Below are 19565 nucleotides of genomic sequence, written 5' to 3' on the forward strand. Positions count from 1 at the left end.
GGTCCTGATCGCCAGAAGCACCTTAGAGGGGGCACCGGCCCGCCGGGGCGGATCCCGTGGGCCCCGGACCCGGCGCGCGTCCGCTCGAGGGCCTGCCCGCCGCGGCCCCGCATGTGCGCGGGGGCCTCGCGATTCGGGCTCCGCGCATTCCCGTGCGGCGAACAGGAAAGCGAAAAGAGGGGGAATTCCCGGGAAACGGCATATCCCCCTGACCGGAACCCGGGCTACCGCCCGGTAAAACCGATCACCGGATGGATCAGAGGCGGGCGCCGTCCCCGTTCAGCAGCTCCACGGCGACATCCGCGGGATAGCCCGTGGTCGGTCCCGTACGCCGGGCGAATTCCCTTACACCGGCCAACTGTTCGGGCCCGAAGCGGAAGTCGAGCGTCGTGAAGTACCGCCGGAGCAGATCGGCGTCGAAGGCCTCCCAGCGGGCCGCCTGCTCGGCGACCTTGGCGACCTCTTCGAGGGAGAGGTCGCGGGAGTCGAGGAAGGCCTCGTGGACCTTGCGCACGACGAGCGGCTCGCGGGCGAGGTAGTCCTTGCGGGCGGCCCAGACGGCGAAGACGAACGGCAGTCCGGTCCACTCCTTCCACATCAGCCCCAGGTCGTGCACGTCGAGGCCGAGCCGGGGCGCATCGTGCAGCGAGGCGCGCAGCGCGGTGTCGCCGATCAGCACGGCCGCGTCGGCCTCCTGCATCATCAGACCCAGGTCGGGCGGGCAGGTGTAGTAGTCCGGCTGGACCCCGTACCGCTCGGAAAGCAGCAGCTGGGCGAGGCGTACGGACGTACGGGAGGTCGAGCCGAGGGCGACCCGGGCCCCGTCCAACTGCCCCAGCGGCACCTGCGAGACGATCACGCAGGACATGACCGGGCCGTCGCAGCCGACCGCGAGATCGGGGAACGCGACGAGCTGGTCGGCGTTGCGGAGGAACTCCACGAGGGTGATCGGGCCCATGTCCAGGTCCCCCTGGACGAGCCGCTCGCTGAGCTTCTCGGGGGTGTCCTTGGTCAGCTCCAGGTCCAGCAGCGTGCCGGTTCTGGCCAGTCCCCAGTAGAGGGGAAGGCAGTTCAGGAACTGAATGTGGCCGACACGGGGCCGGCTGCGATAGGCGTCCACATCGCGAGACTAGCCCCCGGGTCTCCGTCAGCCTTCGGGCGGGCCTCAAACGTCCGGGTGACGTGATCTTTCCCTCTGGTCTCCGCCGCACGGTGCGTGCTAGGCTCGACGCAAGTTGCAGTTTGGTTTCCCTTGCAGTACGAGGCCTGCGGAGAATGTGACCCGCAGGCTTTTGTAGTTTTCAGACTTCTTAGCAGGTTCTGGAGCAGGGCGACCCTTTGGCCCATAGGAGGGCTCATGGCTACCGGAACCGTGAAGTGGTTCAACGCTGAAAAGGGCTTCGGCTTCATCGCCCAGGACGGCGGCGGCCCGGATGTCTTCGTCCACTACTCCGCGATCAACGCCTCTGGCTTCCGCTCCCTCGAGGAGAACCAGATGGTGAACTTCGACGTCACGCAGGGTCCGAAGGGCCCGCAGGCGGAGAACGTCACCCCGGCCTAGTCGCCTGGGCCAACCACATCGCGGTTGGATAGCAGTACCCAAGGAGCCCTGCCTCCTCCGTGCGAGCGGAGGAAGCGGGGCTCCTGCCTTTTGTCTGGACGTTGCACCCCTCCCGGGTGGGGGACGGGGCAAACGCCGCCGCCCCGGGCACCGTTGACACGGTGACCGGGGCGGCGGCGTTTGCGGGTGGGCCCGCGGGGCCGGACGGTTACGGCTTGGGCGTCGCCGGGGGCGTGGTCGGAGGCGTCGTCGGGGGCGTCGTCGGGGCTGCCGTGATCTTGAGGTCCAGGATCAGGACCACGTTGTCCTTCGTGATCAGGCGGAGGCGGTACGTGCCCGGGGCGACGTCCGTGGTGAACAGCTCAGGCAGCGCGATCTTGCCGTCGGCGCCGGTCGGGGCCAGGAGCAGGCTGGTCGCCTTCGCGCCGTCCTTGTCCTTGAACCACGGCCCCTTGGCCGTCGCCGGGTCCACCGGCACCCACTCGCCGGCCTTGTTCTGCTCGACCAGCCCGGCGGTGACCTGCGTACCCTCCACCGCCTTGCCCTGGGCGGTGGCCGTCAGTTCCACACCCTTGAAGCTGGTCCCCGCCACGACCTCCAGCGGCTTGGCCGCGTCGGCGTCGGTACGGGTGATCTTGTCCGCGACCGGGGCCGGCTTCGCCGTGACGGTGCCGGTGAAGTTCACCGTGAGCTGGGCCTCGGTGTTGTAGGCCGCCACCCGCAGGGTGAACCCGCCCGTCTTGGCACCGGCCTTCAGGCCGGGCAGGGCCGCGACGCCCTCGGAGTCGGTCTCGACCACGAGGAAGGTCTTGCCCTCCGCACCGATGAAGGTGCCCGTGGTGTCGTCCTTGAGCTCGAAGAGGATCGGCTTGGCGGCGGCCGGCTTGCCGTCGCTGAGCACCGCCTTGATCCGCGGGACCGTGGTGAACGCGGACCCGGCCTCGGCCTTGAGTTCCGGGCTGCCGAGCAGCTCCAGCTTGGCCAGGGTCGGGGCCGGCGTCGGCTTCTGCGGCTCGGCCGGCTTCGACGGGGTGGGCGTCGGCTTCGACGTGTGCGTCGGCGTGGTCGGGCTCGGCGTGGGCAGCGTCGTCGTGGGCGGCGTCGGGTAGTTCCCGACGGGCGGGTTCGGCACCCCGGTAGCACCGTTCTGGTACTGGTGCATGTACCCGATCACGGTGTTCACGTACTCGCGGGAGCTGTTGTAGCTGAGGATCGCCCGGTCGAGCTGCGCCTGGTCCGAGAGGTTCCGGTCGCCCGCGCACAGGTAGAGGCCCGCGCCCAGCGCCGCGTCGTAGATGTTGTTCGGGTCGCGCTTGCCGTCGCCGTTGCCGTCGGCGCCCCACCTGGCCCAGGTGGAGGGGATGAACTGCAGCGGGCCGACGGCGCGGTCGTAGACGGCGTCCCCGTCGAACTCGCCCTTGTCGGTGTCCTTGACCTCGGCGAAGCCGTTGCCGTCGAGGCGCGGTCCGCGGATCGGCTTCTCGGTGTAGCCGTCGGCCTTGAGCCCGTAGCCGGAGGCGTGCACGGACTCGACCCGGCCTATGCCGGCGAGCAGTTGCCAGGGCAGCTTGCAGCCGGGGAGCGCGGCGGCCACCGCGGTCTCGGCGCGCTTGTAGGCGTCGAGGGCGGTCCCGGGTATGCCGCTGGCCCCGCCGGCCCCCTCACCCGCACCGGCGGCGGGCGGTACGGCCGGGTCCGCGACCGGGCCGGGCAGGTCGAGGCGTGCGTCGCCGCGGTCGGTGGCCTGGGGGCTGTCCGGGGTGGGCTCGGACTCGCCCGCGTCGGCGGTGGACGTGTTGGTCACCACGGCGGCGGTCGTCAGGCTGGCCGCGAGCGCGGCCGTGCACAGGACCTTGCGCGAGGTGTTGACGAGGTGACGGTGAAGCGGCTTCACAGTGCGGCGATCCCCCCAAGGCGGCCGACAGGGTGTACGGCGAGTCAAGCCGTGGATATTCACTGTCTATCAGGTATTCGGATGCGACTCGCCGCGACCCCGGGAGATGTGACACACCATTCGTCTCAGCTTCACCGGGCCCTCACGACCGAACGAACAAAGACCCTGAGCACATGCCGGAAAAGCCCCAATGTCCTCTAGTTTGACCGTTCTTGCTTCCTGCCACCGCTGAAGCCCCTCGCACACGCCGATGCGCGAGGCCCGCGCGGAACAGCCGGACCGGCGAGCGGATCACGCTGCTAGATTCGGCGCCCATGAATGCCGAGGAATACGAGATGGCCTTCCGCGAGCGGGCGGAACGCAAGCGGACCCTGGGGGTCCTCCTGCTCATCGCGGCGGGCGGCATCTGGCTCTGGCTCGCCTACGAGTTGTTCGCGCCCTTCAGCCTCGACTACGGCTCGCACAGCAGCACGACGTGCGCCTCCCCCGTGTTCTACGACGAAGGAAGCTCCGGGAAGCACGGCTACGCCGAAGCCGAGGGCGACCGCTGCGCCGTCGCGCGGGACTCGGCCGACCTGCTCGGCCTGCTCGTGGTCTCCCTGCCCCTCGCGACCGTCGGCGTCTTCCAGTACACCTCGGGCACCGTGGCCCTGGCCGCGCGCCGCCACACCGAGGAACTGACCGTGCTCAAGGCCCTGCCGCCCAGGCCCTGAGTCACCGGCTCGCCGCGTGCGTGTGCACGCGGAGCAGAAGCGCGTGCAGGGTGGCCTGTTCGGCCTCGCCGAGAGGGGCGAGCAGCTCGTCGCGGACGGCCCCGGCCTCCGCGGTCAGCTCGTCCAGGAGCCGCCGGCCCGGCTCGGTGATGCTCGCGAGAACCCGGCGCCGGTCGGCCGTGTCGCGCTCCCGGTCGACGCATCCGAGCCGGTCGAGGCCGTCGAGGACCTTGACCACGTCGCTCGGGTGCACGTCGAGCCGCTCGGCGAGATCGCGCTGCGGCTGCGGTCCGTGATCGGCGAGGGCGGCGAGCACGGCCATGTCCCACAGCCGCAGACCGCGCGCGGCGAGCCGGTCGCCGACGAGGGTGCGGGCGGCCTTGCCCACCCTGGAGAGCAAGTAGGGGGTGAGGGCGGTCAGTCGGGGCGTCGAGGGCGCAACCATGGGCACATTGTAGGGTGACACCAATCATTGGTATTACCCTATTGATTGCGTTGAACGGAGCCCGCATGGACGCCCTGCACCCCCGCCTGCTCGTCGCCCGCTTCGGCGAGACCTTCCGCTTCTACGACGCCCTGCTCCCGGCCCTGCTCGGCGCGACGCGCACGCGCGGCGCCGAGCAGGGCCCGTACGCCTCGTGGGACGTGAACGGCCAGGGCGTACTGGCGCTGTTCGACCGCACGGCGATGGCCGCCACGGTGGCGTCACGGAACCCGGTCGGCCCTGATGGCCCTGCTACCTCTGCAGGCCCCGCCGGCCCTGATGGCCCTGCCGGCCTTGCTGGCCTTGCTGGCCTTGCTGGCTCTGATGGCCTTGCCGGCCCCGATGAACGGACCATGCTGGTCAGCCGCGTCCCGGACGTGGACGCCGCCTACGCCGCCTGCCTGGCCCGCGGCACCACCCCGGCGGGCCCGCCGGCCGACCGCCCGGAATGGGGCCCGACCCTGCGCAGCGCCCATGTCCGCGACCCCGAGGGCAACCTGTGGGAGCTCCAGTCGTACTGAGCACGGCCGCCCACCGCCACGCGTTGCACCCGGGCACCCGGGCTCGCGGTCACTAGGGTGAAGTGCCATGAGCACCGATCCGATCCGCGTCCCCGACCTGACGGAGCGCCCCCACCGGCTGATCGTCGACCGCACGATGCTGGCCTGCGAGCACACGCTGTACACGGCGTGGACCGAGGAGTTCGACCGCTGGTTCGCGGCGCCGGGCTCGGTCGTGATGACGGCCGAGGTGAACGCCCCGTTCTTCTTCGAAACGGAGTTCACGAAGGAGCCGGGGGCTCCCCTGACCAGGCATCCGCACTACGGGCGCTTCCTGAGGCTGGTGCCCGACCGGCTGGTGGAACTGACCTGGGTGACGGGCCGGGCCGGCACGGCGGGCGACGAGACGGTGGTCACCGTCGAGCTCCTCCCCCACCCGATCGGCACGCACCTGCGGCTGACCCACGCCGGGTTCTACGACGAGGCCGCCCGCGACAACCACGAGTCGGCCTGGCAGCAGGTCCTGGCGAACCAGGACGAGGTCCTCGGCGTCTCCGCCGAGGACGCGGCCGAGGACGCGGGCGAGGACGCGGGCGAGGGCGACGTGCGCGGCGCCGCCGAGGACTCCGGCTGACGGTCTCCGCCAGGGACTCGCCGAGGACCCCGGCCGACGGCCTCCGCCGAGGACTCGCCGAGGACTCCGCCGTTGGTCGCTGCCGTCTCCACCGGATGGGGGAGGCACCTCGCTCCCGAGGGCGACGTGCGCGGCGCCGCCGCTCGCAAGGATCGAGGGGAAGCACACGGCCGACACACGGACCGGCCTCTCCTCGATCGGAGCATCACCGCCATGCGCAACAGGACCCTGCGGATCGCCGCCTTGCTCGCCCTGGCCACCGCCCTGACCGTCCCGATGGCCGCCGCCTCGGCCGCGACCCAGCCGCCGCCTCCGGCCGCGGAGACCACCGCCTCCATCAAGGGCTGGGGCCGCCTGGACTACCCGATCGCCGGCAATGACATCCAGGTCGCCGTCGACGCCCGCGCCACCTTCGCCAAGGACGGCGCGTTTCCCACCCGTTCCGAGGGCACCCTCCGCCTCTCCCACAAGATGACCGGGCCGGACGGGGCCTCGCGGACCTACTGGGCGTACATGGAGGTCGACTGCATGACCAAGGGCGGCCCCAACGCGACCGTGACCGGGCGGATCGTGGCCGCCAGCAACAATCCCGCGGACGCCACCTTTCCGGCCGACCCCTTCCAGTCGATGCTGAAGGACCACGTCCGCCTGGGCATGAGCTTCTACGTCGCCGGCAAGGGCGGCGGCCCGTCGCGGGTCGGACTCTCCGGGGTGGCGGACAAGACTCTGTCGAAGTGCATGGCCCCGGCGCCCTCCAGTGAGGTCGTCAAGGGCGGCTTCAGCCTGAAGTCCTGACCGGCGGCCCGCGGTCGTCACAAGCAGACCCACACCGCCTTCCGCGGATGCCCCGGCGGACGGCCCCGCACCCCCCAGTCCCGGGCCACGGCTTTCACCAGCACGAGCCCGCGCCCGCCCTCGGCCGACCACGGATCGGCCGGGGCGCGGGCACCTCCGGCGGCCGCTGCTCGCCCCGCGCGTCGCCGACCTCCAACCGCACCCGCCGCCCGTCGAAGCTCAGCAGGACCCCGAAACCCCGCCCGGGAACGTGCCCGTGCACCACGGCGTTGGCGGTAGCTTCCGGGTCTCGTGCCGCTCGCATGCAATGTCACTGATTTCGGTCGTCACCTCACCGAGCGTGTCCGGAGCGTCGTAGGCTTGCCGGGAGCGCGGCGCTACGGCGGAGTCCCGTAGGGCCGGCCCCAGTTGCGTGTACGGCCCGTACGGACGAGGGCGGTTCAGCCTATGAACGACCTGTCAGACCGCGAGGAACAGCCGGAGCGACCCGTGGAGGTCGACGGCACCGCGTACCTCTTCAAGGCGCTCGGCAAAATCATCAAGGTGCTGAGAGAAGCGGCGGGCCTTCAGCAGAAGGAGCTGGCCGCGCTGGTGCATGTGGGCGAGGACCTGGTGTCCTCGATCGAACGAGGGGTACGCATCCCCCAGCCGGACTTCCTGGAGAACGCCGACCGCGCGCTGGGCGCCGGTGGCGTCCTGAGGGCGGCGATCCCGGACGTCAAGGAGGCCCTGAAGCGGGCCAGGACGCGCCATCCCGATTGGTTCCAGGATTACGCGAAGGCGGAGGCGGCCTCCAACGCGATCCACGACTACAGCTACCAGGGCATCATGGGCCTCCTCCAGACGGAGGGGCACGCACGGGCCGTTTTCGCCAAACGCCGACCGCTGCTAGACGAGGCGACGATCGAGAAGCGGGTGGCCGACCGGATGGCCCGCCAACAGATCTTCGAACGCTGGCCCTCGCCCACCTTCAGCTTCGTCCTCGACCACAGCCTGCTGATGCGCCCCGTGGGCGGCCGAGCGGTGCACGAGGAGCAGCTGCGCCGCCTCATCGAGATCGGCAGCCTGCGGACCGTGGAACTCCAGGTGATGCCCTTCAGTCGGGGTGAACACGCCGCCATGGGCGGGTCGTTCAGCCTGCTCCACCCAAAGGGCCGCCAACAGGTGGCCTACCACGAGGCCTATGCCCGCCCGAGCCTATCACCGACCCTGAACAGGTAAGGATCTTCGCCGAACGCTATGGGATCATCCGGGCACAGGCGCTCACGCCGGACGAGTCCCTGACCTTGATCGAGAAGACGCTGGGAGAGAGATGAACACCACGAACCTGGCCTGGTTCAAGAGCAGCTACAGCGACGGCGAGGGCGGCCAGTGCCTCGAAGTCGCCTACACCTGGCGGAAGTCGAGCTACAGCTCCGGCGAAGGCGGCCAGTGCGTCGAGGTGGCCACCTGCACCGACACCGTCCACGTCCGGGACTCGAAGCTGACGGCCGGCCCCGAGTTGGCCGTCTCGCCGCAGGCCTGGGCCTCGTTCCTGGGCGGGGTATCCCGCTAGCGGGATTCCCGTACGCAGCGTCGGAGGAGTGTCCGGGGGCGTCCCGTCAGTCCACTGTCCTTCCGTGTCGGTCCGGGCCGTCAAGGGCGCTCCTTCGTCGCGTCGCTTCGCGATGTCGCTGCGCTCCACCCTTGACTGCCCGGCCCGCCCCGGAAAGACGAAGACTGTCGGGAAGCCCCCGAAGGATGGCCGGGAGGTTCGTGTTCCGGCCGGGGGGATATCGGAGCCGGGGCCGAGCCACAGGCCCCTCGGGGCTTGGATGTTCTCCAGGTAGCCGCTCTTGAACCCGTAGGCGTCGGCCTTGGCCTGGTGCCGCTTGTCGACCTCGATGGCGAGCCCTAACTAGCCCTCCCGGGTTGGGGGGTGGCTTGGTGCGGCCCGTCAACCAGCGGACGAAATCCTTCCGGCTCAGGGGTTCCTCAGACTTCGATCTTGATGTGGAGGCTTTGCCTCCGAGCCATCCGGCGGAACCGCTGCGTCCCGACTTGGGCTTACTGCACACTTCATGACGATTCATCAGGCAACCAGGGAGCAGCCGGTGGAATCTCAGGAGATCCCGATCACGATCACCCCGCAGCAGGCCGCCCACGGCGTGATTCTGACCGTGCCGCTGCCCACCGGCACGGCCCGGCTCAGGATCCCGCCCGCCCGCGACGGCGACCTCGTGCGGGCCCGTCTCGGCGAGGACGAGGTGCTGCTGCGCATCCGGGTCGCCCCGGGGCCGGCGCCCGCTTCGAGCTCGCGGGGATGCCTGGTGGCGCTCGGGGTGGTCGTCGCCGTGGTCATCGGCGCGATCCTGCTGAACAGCGGGGACGACGACAAGGGCAAGACCGCCGCCCCCACGCCCACGCCCTCGTACAGTTCCTGGTCGCCTGCCCCGGCCCCGCCCCCGGTGGGCAGCGCGACCGATCCCGTCGCCTCTCCCACCGAGGCGGCCCCCAGCCCGTTCGACCGGGGCACCTGCCTCAACGGGACCCTGCCGGACTCGACCACCGCACAGAAGGTCACCGGCGTGGAGGAGGTCTCCTGCTCGGCGTCCGACGCGCACTACAAGGTGATCGAGAGCATCCCGCTGACGTCTGACCTGAACCGCTGCAACGACAATCCGAAGACGCAGTACGCCTTCTCGTACCGCTACAGCCGGGGCGGGGTCACCATCAACCAGTACGTGTACTGCCTCGTCGGCCTCGGGTCCTACGCACGCGGCTGAGGCCTCAGCCCGCCAGCACCTGCGCCAGCTCCGCCGGCTGCGAGAACATCGGCCAGTGGCCCGTCTGCATCCGCACCAGGCTCCACCGCTCGCCCTTCAGGAGCGCGGCCGCCTCCGGGCCCGGGTCCTCACCGTCCAGCAGGCACTTCACGTACACCGCCGGGAGCTCGGAGAGCGGGCCGGTGAGCTCCGCCGGTTCCGTCAGGGTGGCGCCCGGGTGGGGGGTCGAGCCCGCCACGATGCGGCTGATCTGCTCCGCGTCCAGGCCCTGGCCCGCGTAGTCGGCCGCGGTCAGCGGTGGCCAGAAGCCGTCGTGGGCGGCGATCGCGCCTTCCACCATCGCCCGGCCGTCCGGCCAGCCCGATACGAACGACCCGCCGTCCACCGGGACGTTGGCGTCCACGAATACGACCCGGGCCAGCCGGTCGCCGATCCGCTGGGCCGCCTGGCCGACCGGGATGCCCGAGTAGCTGTGGCCGACCAGGACCACGTCGCGGAGGTCGAGGCGCTCGACCTCGTCCACGATGTCCCGGACGTGGGTCTGCTGCCCCGCCGGTACGCCCTGCCGCTCGGCCAGGCCGGACAGCGTCAGCGGGTGGGTGCTGTGCCCTGCCGCGCGCAGGTGCGCGGCCACCTCCTCCCACGCCCACGAGCCGAGCCATGCCCCTGCGATGAGCACGTAGTTCGCCATGGCGGCACCGTAACGGGCCCCACTGACAACGCCCCTCGGCCGCGTCGGGCGGGCGGCCTACGGGATGTTGGCGGTCGACTCGCAGTTGACGGCGATGTCGGTGCCGGCCTGGCCGTCGCAGGCGTCGGTGTTCGGGCCGCCGTCGAGGAAGTCGTCGGCGGGTCCGGCGAAGATCGAGTCGTTGCCGGCCTGGCCGCGGAGCCGGTCCCGGCCGCCCGCGGTGCCGGCGCTCGCGTCCACGTCGAAGTTGGCGTTGTCGCCGAAGAGGAAGTCGTCGCCGCCCCCGCCGTCGATCTGGTCGTTGCCGGCCGAGGTGACGGAGGCGTCCCCGACGGAGCTGTCGCCGACGAGGAACTCGGCAGCGGAACCGCCGATGATCGTGTCGTTGCCCGCGCCCCGGGCCTGCCCGCCGTCGGGGTCGCCGATGTTGTGGTCGCCCAGGGCGAAGACGCCGCCGTCGGCCCCCATGTCGAGCAGGTCGTTGCCGCCGCTGCCGACGGCCCCCGCGAGCCCTCGCTGTCGCCGATGATGTTGTCTCCGGTGCCCAGGCCGGCGCGCAGGATGTCGTTGCCCGCGCCGGTTCCCGTGCCCCGGAAGGGCGCCGCCGAGTCGCCGAGCAGGCCGTCGTCGCCGTTGCCGCCCTCCAGCAGGTCGTTGCCGCCGCCCGTGGCGTCGCCCCCGAGGGCGACGCTGTCGCCGGTCATGTGCTCGTCGTCGCCGTCGCCGCCGAACATGCGGTCGTTGCCGCCGCCGCTCGCTTGGGGGTCAGTCCTTGCGGTACAGATCCTCGATCTCCCGCTCGTAGTCCCGCGCAATCACCCCCCGCTTCAGCTTCATCGACGGCGTCACATGCCCCCGCGCCTCCGTGAACTCCCCCGCCAGCACCGCGAACCGCCGGATCGACTCCGCCCGCGACACCAGCCGGTTCGCCTCGTCCACCGCCCGCTGGATATCCGCCCGCAGTTCCTCATCCCGCACCAGCTCCCTGATCGGCACCCCCACCTTCTTCCGCATCTGCCGCCAGTGCGCCAGCCCCTCCGGCTCCAGGGTGATCAGGGCCGTGACGTACGGCCGGTTGTCGCCGATCACCATGCACTGGCCGACCAGCGGGTGGGCCCGCAGCCAGTCCTCCAGCGGGGCCGGGGCCACGTTCTTGCCCCCGGAGGTGATGATCAGGTCCTTCTTCCGGCCCGTGATCGTCAGGTACCCCTCCCCGTCCAGCTCCCCGATGTCCCCGGTGGCGAGCCAGCCCCCGTCCCCCACGGCCCCGTACGCCGTGTTCCAGTACCCCGCGAACACGTGCCGCCCCCGCAGCAGGACCTCCCCGTCGTCCGCGATCCGCACCGCCGTGCCCGGCAGCGGCCACCCCACCGTCCCGAGCCTCGGCTTCAGCGGCGGGGTCACGGTGCTGGCCCCGGTCGTCTCCGTGAGCCCGTACCCCTCGAAGACCTCGATCCCGGCGCCGGTGTAGAAGGCCGCGAGCCGTCGCCCGAGCGGCGAGCCCCCGCTCAGGATGTACCGCACGCGCCCGCCGAGCGCCGCCCGGATCCGCCGGTAGACGAGCGGGTCGTACAGCGCCCGTGCCGCCCGCAGGCCCAGGCCCGGTGTCCTGCCCTCGACGATCTCCCCGTACCGCTGCGCGATCCGCGCCGCCCGGTCGAAGGACGAGGCCCGGCCCATCCGCTCGGCGGTGGCCCGCGCGGTGTTGTACACCTTCTCCAGCACGTACGGGATGGCCAGCAGGAACGTCGGCTGGAAGCCGGCGAGATCGGCGAGGAGGTCCTCGGTCTGAATGCTCGGCGCATGCCCGAGCTTCACCCGCGCCCGCATGCAGCCCACGGCCACCATCCGCCCGAAGACGTGCGAGAGCGGCAGGAAGAGCAGGGTGGAGGCGGGGTCCTTGCTGACGGATTTGAAGACGGGGTGCAGCAGTTCGACCGCGTTGTCGGCCTCGGCGAAGAAGTTGGCGTGCGTGATCACGCAGCCCTTGGGCTGTCCGGTCGTGCCGGAGGTGTAGATGAGGGTGGCCGCGGAGTCCGGCGTACGGAGGGACCGGCGCGCGTGCACCACGGCGTCGGGCAGGTCCTCGCCGGCCTTGACCAGCCGCGACACCGCGCCGGTGTCGAATTCCCACAGGTGCGCCAGCCAGGGCAGGTGGGCCCGCTCGGCGCTGATGATGCGGGCCTGCGCGGTGTCCTCGACGGCGCAGGCCACGGCGCCGGAGTCCTGGATGATCCAGCGGGCCTGGAGCGCGGAGGAGGTCGGGTAGATGGGGACGGTGACCAGCCCGGCGGCCCAGCCCGCGAAGTCCAGCAGGGTCCACTCGTAGGTGGTCCGGGCCATGATCGCCAGCCGGTCCCCCTCGCGCAGCCCCTCGGCGATCAGCCCCTTGGCGACGGCCATCACCTCGCCCGCGAACTCGGCGGCGGTGACGTCCCGCCAGCTGCCGTCCCGCTCCTTGCGGGCGAGCACCACCTCGCCGGGGGCCTCCCGGGCGTTCTGGAACGGGATGTCCCCGAGCGATCCGCTCCCCGGCACCCCGACCAGCGCGGGCACCTCCACCTCCCGCACCACCCCGTCGACGACGGTCAACACGGGCGGTACCGGCCTCGGCTCGGCTCCCACGGCTTCCACGGCGCTCTCCTCGGCTCGACTCGGGAGTTACCGCCGGTAATCTACGCACGGGTATTCCCGCTGACCACCCCTCCGACCAGGCAAGCCCGAACCCACCCGACTCCTCCACACCACCCGCACCACCGACCCGCGGGGCTTCAGCGCGGGCGGCGCGGGGCCAGGGTGTTCAGGAGGGCTGCGCCGCGGGCTGCGTCGTCCACCGATATCGCGAAGTCCTTCCCCCCGGACCGGACGACCAGGCAGGTGCCGCTCCGCAGCATCACCGTCGTGCCCGTCCGGCCGACCCGGTAGCCCCAGCCGCCGGCCTGCGCCGGGGTGCGGTGTTCGGCGCGGGCCCATTCGACGTCCTCGGCGGCCCAGCGGCGTACGGGCAGGCCGAGCGGGCCGAAGGCCACCTCCAGGCCCTCCGCGGTGACCCGGGCCCGGACCGACGAGCAGGTCAGCGCCGCGACCGACACGAGGGAGAAGGGGACGACCAGCGTCCACGGGAGGTCGATCAGACCGCCCACAGCGGCCAGGACGGCGGCCAGCACCACGATCCCCGTGGCGGCCGCCGTCAGCTGGAGCCACGGATTCGACGCACGGGAGAGCCATACGCGCCGCTCACCGGCCGGGATGTCCATGACGGGCTCCTCGTGCGCCGACTCCCCCACCGGCGACGGGAGCCGGCGGCTCACCAGCCACCCGCCGAGACCCGCCAGCGCCGCCACCGCGAAGGTCACCGCGACCCCGGCGTTCACCGAGTCCGCGTCCCGCCAGTCCGCGTGGTCCAGGTTCGCCCGCACGATCGACACCTGGGCTCCGGCCAGGAACACCCCACCGCACAGCAGCCCCGCCGCCGCCCCGCGCCGCAGGTAGACGGAGCCCGCGGCGAGCCCGGCCCAGATCAGCGCCGGAAACAGCACGGCCGCCCACAGCGGCATGGAGCCGTCGGGCCTTCCGGCGTCGTCGAAGTGGGTCGCCAGGCGGTCCGGCAGCCGCCCGCTCGCCGCCAGGGGCAGCGCCACGAGTAGGACGAGGACCCCGGCCACCCAGCCGGCCGCCCCCCACACCGATCCACCCCTTGCCCCCGCACGGCCGTTCACGGCGCCTCCTTGATCATTTCTATGAGATCCGCCTTGCTGTACCCCCGGCGCGCCGCATCCGCCACCAGCTCGCGCACGCGCTCCACCAGCACCGACCGCGCCTCCGCCCCGACGGCCACCGACACGCCGCGGCCCCGCCGGAACTCGAGCAGCCCCTCGTCGCGCAGGGCGCGCAGCCCGCGCAGGACGGTGTTGGCGTTCACGTCCAGCGCCTGCGCGAGCTCGCGCGCGGATGGCAGCCGGTCCCCCGGACCGCACTCCCCCTCGGCGATGGCACGCCGGATGGCGCCCGCCACCTGCTCGTGCAGGGGCCGGCTGTCTGCGGTGTTCAGCCTCAGCAACATGATGCCAATGACACTAGCACCATCTCACCCATTCGCCCCGCTGCGACGGAGCGCGGAAGCGGGGTCGGTCCGTGGCGCGCAGGGTGCGGTGGACGGTGCCGCGCAGGTGCCGGACGACCTGCGGGTCGGCATCGAGAGTGCAGTCGGCGCCGAGATCCGGCGTGCGCCACCCGGCACCGAGGCGGCGTGCACGGACACCCCCACCGGCGCGGCACTCGCCGTAGGGCTCGATCACGGCTGCGCAAGGGCTCGTCGTGGTGGCCTCGTGGTATTCAGTCGCCTCCCCCGGACGGGGGAGGCGGGTGCGGCCAGCGGGGGATGTGGCCGGTCGGGGTGACCTTCCAGGATGGGATTCCTGCTGGTGGAAGGGGAGTCCGGATGCAACGGTGGGATCGGGTCGGGCGGAGAGCGGCTTATGGGGCTGCTTTGGCGCTGTCGCCGTACTTGCTGCTCAAGGTTTCGTGGGTGGCCGGCTCGCTCATGGGGTTGCTGCCGGTCGGCAACGGGTTCGGCATGGCGGAGTGGGTGGTCCTCAACACCGTCACGATCGGTATGGCCGCGATCGGGATCGCGTTGGCGCTCGCTCTGGTGCGGCCGTGGGGGATGCGGATACCAGGGGCGCTGGTCGTGTTCTGCGCCTGGGTGGGGTCGGGGTTCCTCGTCTCGATACTGCCGTTCGCCGTGCTCGGTGCACTCCTGGATGCGGGCGGCGGCTCACAGGGCGGCGGCGAGGATCCGGCCATGCCGTTCTGGGAAGGCGTACTGGTCCAGTTCAGCTTTCTGGGGATGGGGCTGGGGCTGGCCCTTGCGGTTCCCGCGTATCTGAGGCGCCGCTGGCCAGAAGGGTTCGCTGGGCGAGTCGGCGACGGCCCGCGCACGGCACCGCCATGGGCGGCTGCCGTCGGTGCGGTGGTCGGGCTGGTCTGGCTCTACTGGGCGGTCGGCGGCACCGCGGGAATCACGCACCCGGCCGAGCGGATCACCGACTGGTACGCGCTGGGAGCCATCTCCGGTTTCTGGGCGCTCGCCGGATCCGCCGCCGTCGCGATGGCCGCCTGGGCGCGACCTGCCCGGTTGCCCCGCTGGCTGCCTCTGGTGTTCGGGTGGGTCGGGTCGGGCTCGCTGTTCGCGTGGAGCGGCTGGAAGCTGCCCATCACGTTGTACATAGCGTGGGCGGAGCCGGTCGGCGCCAGGCCGCCTGAGAACCCCGTCGTCGCGGTGCTCCTGCATCTCTGCGCCGTGGTGGCGGGCGCGGCGATGCTCCGGACGCTCGTCCGCACGCGTCACCGCGTCGCCGAGTCCCCTCACCAGCCCGATGTCGCCACTCGGCGTGGACGCGGTGCGCAGGAGCCGGCCGTGGCGTCTTCCCCTCTCCCGGTAGACGAGCAGCCAGTCCGCACTCGACCGCACCCGGAGCAACTCGGTGATCATTTACGGGACGTCCCCTAGGCAGCCGCGGAGAGGCCGCCGGGCAGCGGGCAGTCACCGCAGCGGCCCGGTTGCGGGGCCCGGAAGGCGCGTTCACAGCCGTCGCAGGTCTGGAACGGGTGCGGCCGTTTGACCGGCCTGGCCGCTGGGGGCGCCGGCAGGTGCGGCGGCAGCAGCGCCTCCAGCCGGTAGGCGAGTACGGAGGCGGGGCTGCGCATCGGCTCGGGCAGGTTCCCGGTCAGGGCCAGCGCGACGGCCTCGGGATCGACCCCGCGCTCCAGCCAGGCCGACGCCTTCGGCGCGAGCCGCTGTACGTCCCGCTCGGCCAGCAGCAGCCGCGGGTCGTACCGCCGCAGCCCGGCGAGCAGATCGGCGGCCCCGGGGTGCAGCTGCCGCGGCGCGGGCTCGGGCTCGGGGACCCGCTGCGCACCGGCCTCCGGAGCCGGGTCCGGCTCCGGATCGGGCTCCGGCTCCGGATCGGGCTCCGGGCCCGGCTCCGGATCGGATTCCGGGTCCGGGTCGCGATCCCGGTCCGGGCCCGGTACGGGCTCCCGGTCCGGCGGCGGCTCCGGTACGGGCTCCCGGTCCGGATCCGGCTCCCGGTCCGGCTCCGGCGGAGGCGGGCCGTCCGGGGTGGTCAGCGGCTTGTTGTACGAGTACGTCCGGGTCACCACCCGCCCGGCCTCCAGCCGCTCGAGGCGCCGCTCCAGGTACCCGTGCCGCTCCAGCTCCCGCAGGGCGGAACCGATCCGGCGCTCGCCCTCCGGGAACCGCTCGGTGAGCGCCTTGACGCCGACCGGCGCCCCGTCGGGCAGCGACTGGATGTACGCCGCGACCCCGATGGCCGTCGCCGACAGCTCGCGGTGCTGGAGGAGGTGGTTGCCGATCACGGTGTAGTGACTGGCGTGCCACGTGTTGACGTGGATGACACCGGATCGGGGGGTCCCGGTACGAACTCGGGACGAGGCGCGCGAGGGCGCGCTAGGGTGCTGAGGAGCCATGGGGAAGCAGTCACTTCCTTAGATGGTCAGGCCCTCGACCGGGATGCCAGTCCCGCCGGGGGCCGTCTCATGTCTGCGGTTGTCGGGGCGAGCATATGCCCGCCAACCGGCCCGGAATCCAGCTCAGTTGGCACAGTTCACCCGACCGAGCGACGCGGGCCGGTGGGGTTGGGTTGGTTGGTTCTTTCCCCCGGTTCTTTGGCTCTTTATGCGTCTAAGCACGCCGGATCGCGGCGCCCCGGGACACGGCGGCGAGCGAGACCTCCGCCCACACCACCTTGCACGGAACCGGCCCTTCCCTTACGCCCCAACGGTCCGCGAGCGCTTCGACCAGCACGAGCCCCCGCCCCGCGTCGTGGATCCGCGGGATCCGGTCGCCCCGGGCGTCCGTCACCTCGATGAGCAGGGTGTCTGGGGTGACGGTGAGCGCCAGCCGGAAGTCCCGCCCGGTCACGCGCCCGTGGGTCACGGCGTTGGTGGTGAGCTCGGCGATGATCTGCGCGGGCACCTCCAAGGGCAGCCCCCAGGCGCGGAGTTGCTCGACCGCGAGCACGCGGCCGAGTCGGGCGCCGCGCGGAGTGGCGGACAGCTGGACGTGAAAGTCGACGAGTTGAGGAATCACGTCACTCAGCGTGGCCGTCCGTGCGTACCGTGAGAACCAACACCGCCCGTACGTCCCGCGTTTGTCCGGAGCTTGTCCAGCCCTGTCCGGGCTGTCCGGATCGACCTGACGGGTACGGGGCGCTGAGGACATCGGCTCGTCGGAGGTGGGCGCGCATGAGCGTGGACAGCAGTGACGGTACGGAAGAGCCCGGCTGGGACGTCGACCCGGAGGACGAACAGGGCGTGGCGGTGGTGGCCGCGCTGGGCCGCCAGCTCAAGGCCTGGCGCGAGTCGGCCGGCATGCGGCCCGCCGACTTCGGGCTCGCCATCCAGTACGGAGAGGACCAGGTCCGCAAGGTCGAGGCGGGCAAGCGGATCCCCCGCCCCGAGTACCTGGACAGGGCGGACGAGGTACTGAAGGCGGGCGGCAAGATCGCCGCGATGAAGGCGGACCTGGAACAGGTCCGCTACCCGAAGAAGATCCGCGACCTGAAGAAGAGGGAGGCCAAGGCCGTCGAGATCGGCGCCTATAACAACCACAACATCCATGGCCTGTTGCAGACCGAGGAATACGCGCGGGCACTGCTCCGGACCTTGCGCCCCGCCTACTCATCGGACGAGATGGAGCGGATGGTGTCCGGCCGCATGGCACGTCAGTCGATCTTCCAGCGATCCCCTGGCCCGGCCCTCGGTTTCGTCCAGGAAGAGGTCACACTCCGCCGTCCGATCGGAGGCACAATGGTGCTGCGCCGACAGCTCGAACACCTCTTGGAGGTCATCCAGTTGCCGAACGTCGAGTTCCAGGTGATGCCGACCAACCGTGAGGACCACGCCGGGATGGAAGGCCTGATCCAGCTGCTCAAGTTCGGCGACGGTTCGGCCGTGGGCCGGGCAGACGGGGTGTTCTACGGGCGCCCGGTTTCCGATCCCAAGCAGCTCCGGATCCTTGAGCTGCGCTATGGCATCATCCGAGCTCAGGCGCTCACGCCCCGAGAGTCGCGGGCCTTCATCGAGGAACTGCTGGGAGAAACATGATCCACCACGCCGAGTTGGACTGGTTCAAGAGCAGCTACAGCGACAGCAGTAACGGCAACGACTGCGTCGAGGTGGCCACCACCCCCGCCGCGGTCCTGGTCCGGGACTCCAAGGACATCCAGCGTTCCCACCTGGCCTTCGGGCCGCACGCGTGGGCCGGGTTCGTGGCCCACGCGTCCGGCAGCTGACGACGACCCTCAGGCGCGGGTGCAGACGTGCACCGACTCGCTGTGCCCGCCCTCGCTGTGGACGATCCGCAGGACGTTGTTCTTGTAGGTCACCTTCAGCACCTGGCCGTCGCTGGTGTCCTTGTGGCCCGGGGGCTTCCAGGGGAACGTGAGCGAGACGTCGTCCCCGACCTCCTTGGGGACGGTGAGGGCCTCGCCGCCCGTCAGCCGGCTCACACCCTTGGGGGCCTGGTACACGTCGAGGACCAGGTGGCCGCCGCGCAGCATCCAGCCTCCGGTCCAGGTGACCGGGGCGGGGCCGCTGGTCCAGGTGATGGTCCAGCCCGAGTTGCCCCCGCCGTCCGCGTTCACGGTGGCCTTCCCCTTCACGGTCTCGCCGCGCGGCGTGGTCGACTCCAGGTTCCAGTCGCCCTTGATGAAGGCGTCGAAGGCCCGGGCGACGAGGCCGGAGGCTGGCGGCGCCGGGGCTGCGGAGGATGCGGCCCCGCCACCCGCTGATCCCGGGACCGGAGCCGAGGACGAAGCGGCCGCGCCTCCCGCGGCCGGGTCGGCCGGGGCCGACGGCGTGCCGGGCAGGGGGTCCTTGCCCTTGCCGCCGCACGCCGCGACCAGCGAGGCCCCGACCCCGATCGCCAGGTAGCGCAGTGCGTTGCGCCGCCCGATCATCCTTGCCGCCGTACGTATCTCCCGTACCGTCACCAGTCCCCCGTACAAGGTCAGTTGAGCAACAGCGACCGACTATAGGGGGAGCCCGCGATCAGGCGGGCAGGTGGTGGACGCAGGTGTCGTAGACGTACGGCTCGAGGTCGTGGTCCTGGTGGGCGATCTGCAGCATGGCCCAGCCGGTGGTCTTGCCGACGATGCCGTCGACCGTCAGCGGGTAGTTGTACGGGGCCTGGTGGACGTGGCCCTGGAACCGCTTGATCGCCGCCTGCGTCTCCGGTCCATATCGGCCGTCCTCCTTGATCGGGCCCCAGTACCCGCCGTAGCGGTTGGCGAAGACCTGGGCGCACCACACGCCCGGCCCGGAGGTCGTGTACCCGTATCCGATGTAGGGGGCGTTCGAGGCGGCGTTCGCGGTACCGGAGAAGGTGGCCACCAGGGTCACGGCGGCACCGATTCCGGCCAGCGCCCGCCGGGCGTTGCGAAGCTTCATGTGCAATATCCCCGTATTAACATGGACATGACCATCGAATTCCAGCCATGTCCG

Annotated in this window: 22 protein-coding genes and 1 pseudogene; 11 read left to right on the plus strand and 12 right to left on the minus strand. The window is 71.4% G+C overall.

Translation table 11 applies throughout. The features are described 5' to 3' along the window. Positions 1–256: 256 nt before the first annotated feature. The gene (locus tag AB0I68_RS25020; RefSeq protein ID WP_363179590.1) at positions 257–1120 is read right to left on the minus strand and encodes a menaquinone biosynthesis protein; all 864 of its coding nucleotides are present in this window, start codon (positions 1118–1120) and stop codon (positions 257–259) included. A 237-nt stretch (positions 1121–1357) separates the two neighbouring features. On the opposite strand from AB0I68_RS25020, the gene AB0I68_RS25025 reads away from it, so the two are divergent. Continuing rightward, the gene (locus tag AB0I68_RS25025) at positions 1358–1561 is read left to right on the plus strand and encodes a cold-shock protein (RefSeq protein WP_030162033.1); all 204 of its coding nucleotides are present in this window, start codon (positions 1358–1360) and stop codon (positions 1559–1561) included. Positions 1562–1769: 208 nt separating this feature from the next. On the opposite strand, the gene AB0I68_RS25030 is transcribed toward AB0I68_RS25025, so the two are convergent. Then, entirely contained in the window at positions 1770–3455 is a 1686-nt protein-coding gene (locus AB0I68_RS25030) for a lytic murein transglycosylase (RefSeq protein ID WP_363179591.1), read from the minus strand. Positions 3456–3769: 314 nt separating this feature from the next. On the opposite strand from AB0I68_RS25030, the gene AB0I68_RS25035 reads away from it, so the two are divergent. Continuing rightward, positions 3770–4168 (plus strand): hypothetical protein, encoded by a 399-nt coding sequence (locus tag AB0I68_RS25035; RefSeq protein ID WP_363179592.1) that lies wholly within the window; start codon positions 3770–3772, stop codon positions 4166–4168. Position 4169: 1 nt separating this feature from the next. On the opposite strand, the gene AB0I68_RS25040 is transcribed toward AB0I68_RS25035, so the two are convergent. Then, positions 4170–4613 carry a MarR family transcriptional regulator gene (locus tag AB0I68_RS25040; protein WP_363179593.1) on the minus strand — a complete coding sequence of 148 codons (444 nt, stop codon included), beginning with the start codon at positions 4611–4613 and terminating at the stop codon, positions 4170–4172. A gap of 65 nt (positions 4614–4678) precedes the next feature. Here AB0I68_RS25040 and AB0I68_RS25045 point away from each other — a divergent pair, with 65 nt between their 5' ends. From AB0I68_RS25045 to AB0I68_RS25070, 6 genes and pseudogenes are all read left to right on the plus strand, one after another. After that, positions 4679–5173 (plus strand): VOC family protein, encoded by a 495-nt coding sequence (locus AB0I68_RS25045; protein WP_363179594.1) that lies wholly within the window; start codon positions 4679–4681, stop codon positions 5171–5173. Positions 5174–5240: 67 nt separating this feature from the next. Then, positions 5241–5786 (plus strand): SRPBCC domain-containing protein, encoded by a 546-nt coding sequence (locus AB0I68_RS25050; RefSeq protein ID WP_363179595.1) that lies wholly within the window; start codon positions 5241–5243, stop codon positions 5784–5786. A gap of 213 nt (positions 5787–5999) precedes the next feature. After that, positions 6000–6581 (plus strand): hypothetical protein, encoded by a 582-nt coding sequence (locus AB0I68_RS25055; protein WP_363179596.1) that lies wholly within the window; start codon positions 6000–6002, stop codon positions 6579–6581. A gap of 447 nt (positions 6582–7028) precedes the next feature. Further along, positions 7029–7897, plus strand: a pseudogene (locus tag AB0I68_RS25060) (helix-turn-helix transcriptional regulator). Next, positions 7894–8136, plus strand: a complete 243-nt coding sequence (locus tag AB0I68_RS25065; RefSeq protein ID WP_363179597.1) for a DUF397 domain-containing protein — start codon at positions 7894–7896, stop codon at positions 8134–8136. Before AB0I68_RS25060 ends, AB0I68_RS25065 begins: the two are co-directional and overlap by 4 nt. Before the next feature lie 538 nt (positions 8137–8674). Then, entirely contained in the window at positions 8675–9346 is a 672-nt protein-coding gene (locus AB0I68_RS25070) for a hypothetical protein (protein WP_363179598.1), read from the plus strand. Positions 9347–9350: 4 nt separating this feature from the next. On the opposite strand, the gene AB0I68_RS25075 is transcribed toward AB0I68_RS25070, so the two are convergent. The 5 genes from AB0I68_RS25075 to AB0I68_RS25095 form a co-directional block, all read right to left on the minus strand. After that, on the minus strand, positions 9351–10037 hold the full coding sequence (locus AB0I68_RS25075; protein ID WP_363179599.1) for an alpha/beta fold hydrolase: 687 nt from the start codon (positions 10035–10037) through the stop codon (positions 9351–9353). A 57-nt stretch (positions 10038–10094) separates the two neighbouring features. Further along, positions 10095–10505 carry a hypothetical protein gene (locus AB0I68_RS25080; RefSeq protein ID WP_363179600.1) on the minus strand — a complete coding sequence of 137 codons (411 nt, stop codon included), beginning with the start codon at positions 10503–10505 and terminating at the stop codon, positions 10095–10097. A 297-nt stretch (positions 10506–10802) separates the two neighbouring features. Continuing rightward, on the minus strand, positions 10803–12611 hold the full coding sequence (locus AB0I68_RS25085) for an AMP-dependent synthetase/ligase (RefSeq protein ID WP_363179672.1): 1809 nt from the start codon (positions 12609–12611) through the stop codon (positions 10803–10805). Positions 12612–12808: 197 nt separating this feature from the next. Then, a complete protein-coding gene (locus AB0I68_RS25090; protein ID WP_363179601.1) occupies positions 12809–13756 on the minus strand; it encodes a DUF1648 domain-containing protein in 948 nt (315 codons plus the stop codon). Beyond that, on the minus strand, positions 13753–14100 hold the full coding sequence (locus AB0I68_RS25095) for a GntR family transcriptional regulator (protein ID WP_363179602.1): 348 nt from the start codon (positions 14098–14100) through the stop codon (positions 13753–13755). Before AB0I68_RS25095 ends, AB0I68_RS25090 begins: the two co-directional genes overlap by 4 nt. Positions 14101–14526: 426 nt before the next feature. On the opposite strand from AB0I68_RS25095, the gene AB0I68_RS25100 reads away from it, so the two are divergent. Then, positions 14527–15549: a hypothetical protein gene (locus AB0I68_RS25100; RefSeq protein WP_363179603.1), complete on the plus strand. Its 1023-nt coding sequence runs from the start codon at positions 14527–14529 to the stop codon at positions 15547–15549. Here the strand turns inward: AB0I68_RS25100 and AB0I68_RS25105 are convergent. Next, entirely contained in the window at positions 15546–16418 is an 873-nt protein-coding gene (locus AB0I68_RS25105; RefSeq protein WP_363179604.1) for a helix-turn-helix domain-containing protein, read from the minus strand. The two genes, AB0I68_RS25100 and AB0I68_RS25105, sit on opposite strands and share 4 nt — an antisense overlap. Positions 16419–16743: 325 nt before the next feature. Next, positions 16744–17151 carry an ATP-binding protein gene (locus tag AB0I68_RS25110; protein ID WP_363179605.1) on the minus strand — a complete coding sequence of 136 codons (408 nt, stop codon included), beginning with the start codon at positions 17149–17151 and terminating at the stop codon, positions 16744–16746. A 155-nt stretch (positions 17152–17306) separates the two neighbouring features. Between AB0I68_RS25110 and AB0I68_RS25115 the strand changes: the two genes are divergently transcribed. Further along, positions 17307–18167 carry a helix-turn-helix transcriptional regulator gene (locus tag AB0I68_RS25115; protein ID WP_363179606.1) on the plus strand — a complete coding sequence of 287 codons (861 nt, stop codon included), beginning with the start codon at positions 17307–17309 and terminating at the stop codon, positions 18165–18167. Beyond that, positions 18164–18355 carry a DUF397 domain-containing protein gene (locus AB0I68_RS25120; RefSeq protein ID WP_363179607.1) on the plus strand — a complete coding sequence of 64 codons (192 nt, stop codon included), beginning with the start codon at positions 18164–18166 and terminating at the stop codon, positions 18353–18355. Before AB0I68_RS25115 ends, AB0I68_RS25120 begins: the two co-directional genes overlap by 4 nt. Positions 18356–18364: 9 nt before the next feature. On the opposite strand, the gene AB0I68_RS25125 is transcribed toward AB0I68_RS25120, so the two are convergent. Beyond that, positions 18365–19021, minus strand: a complete 657-nt coding sequence (locus tag AB0I68_RS25125; protein WP_363179608.1) for a hypothetical protein — start codon at positions 19019–19021, stop codon at positions 18365–18367. 91 nt (positions 19022–19112) lie between these two features. Continuing rightward, positions 19113–19511 carry a peptidoglycan-binding domain-containing protein gene (locus AB0I68_RS25130; protein WP_363179609.1) on the minus strand — a complete coding sequence of 133 codons (399 nt, stop codon included), beginning with the start codon at positions 19509–19511 and terminating at the stop codon, positions 19113–19115. Between the last annotated feature and the right edge of the window lie 54 nt (positions 19512–19565).

It is taken from the genome of Streptomyces sp. NPDC050448, assembly GCF_040655295.1.
Lineage (GTDB): Bacteria > Actinomycetota > Actinomycetes > Streptomycetales > Streptomycetaceae > Streptomyces.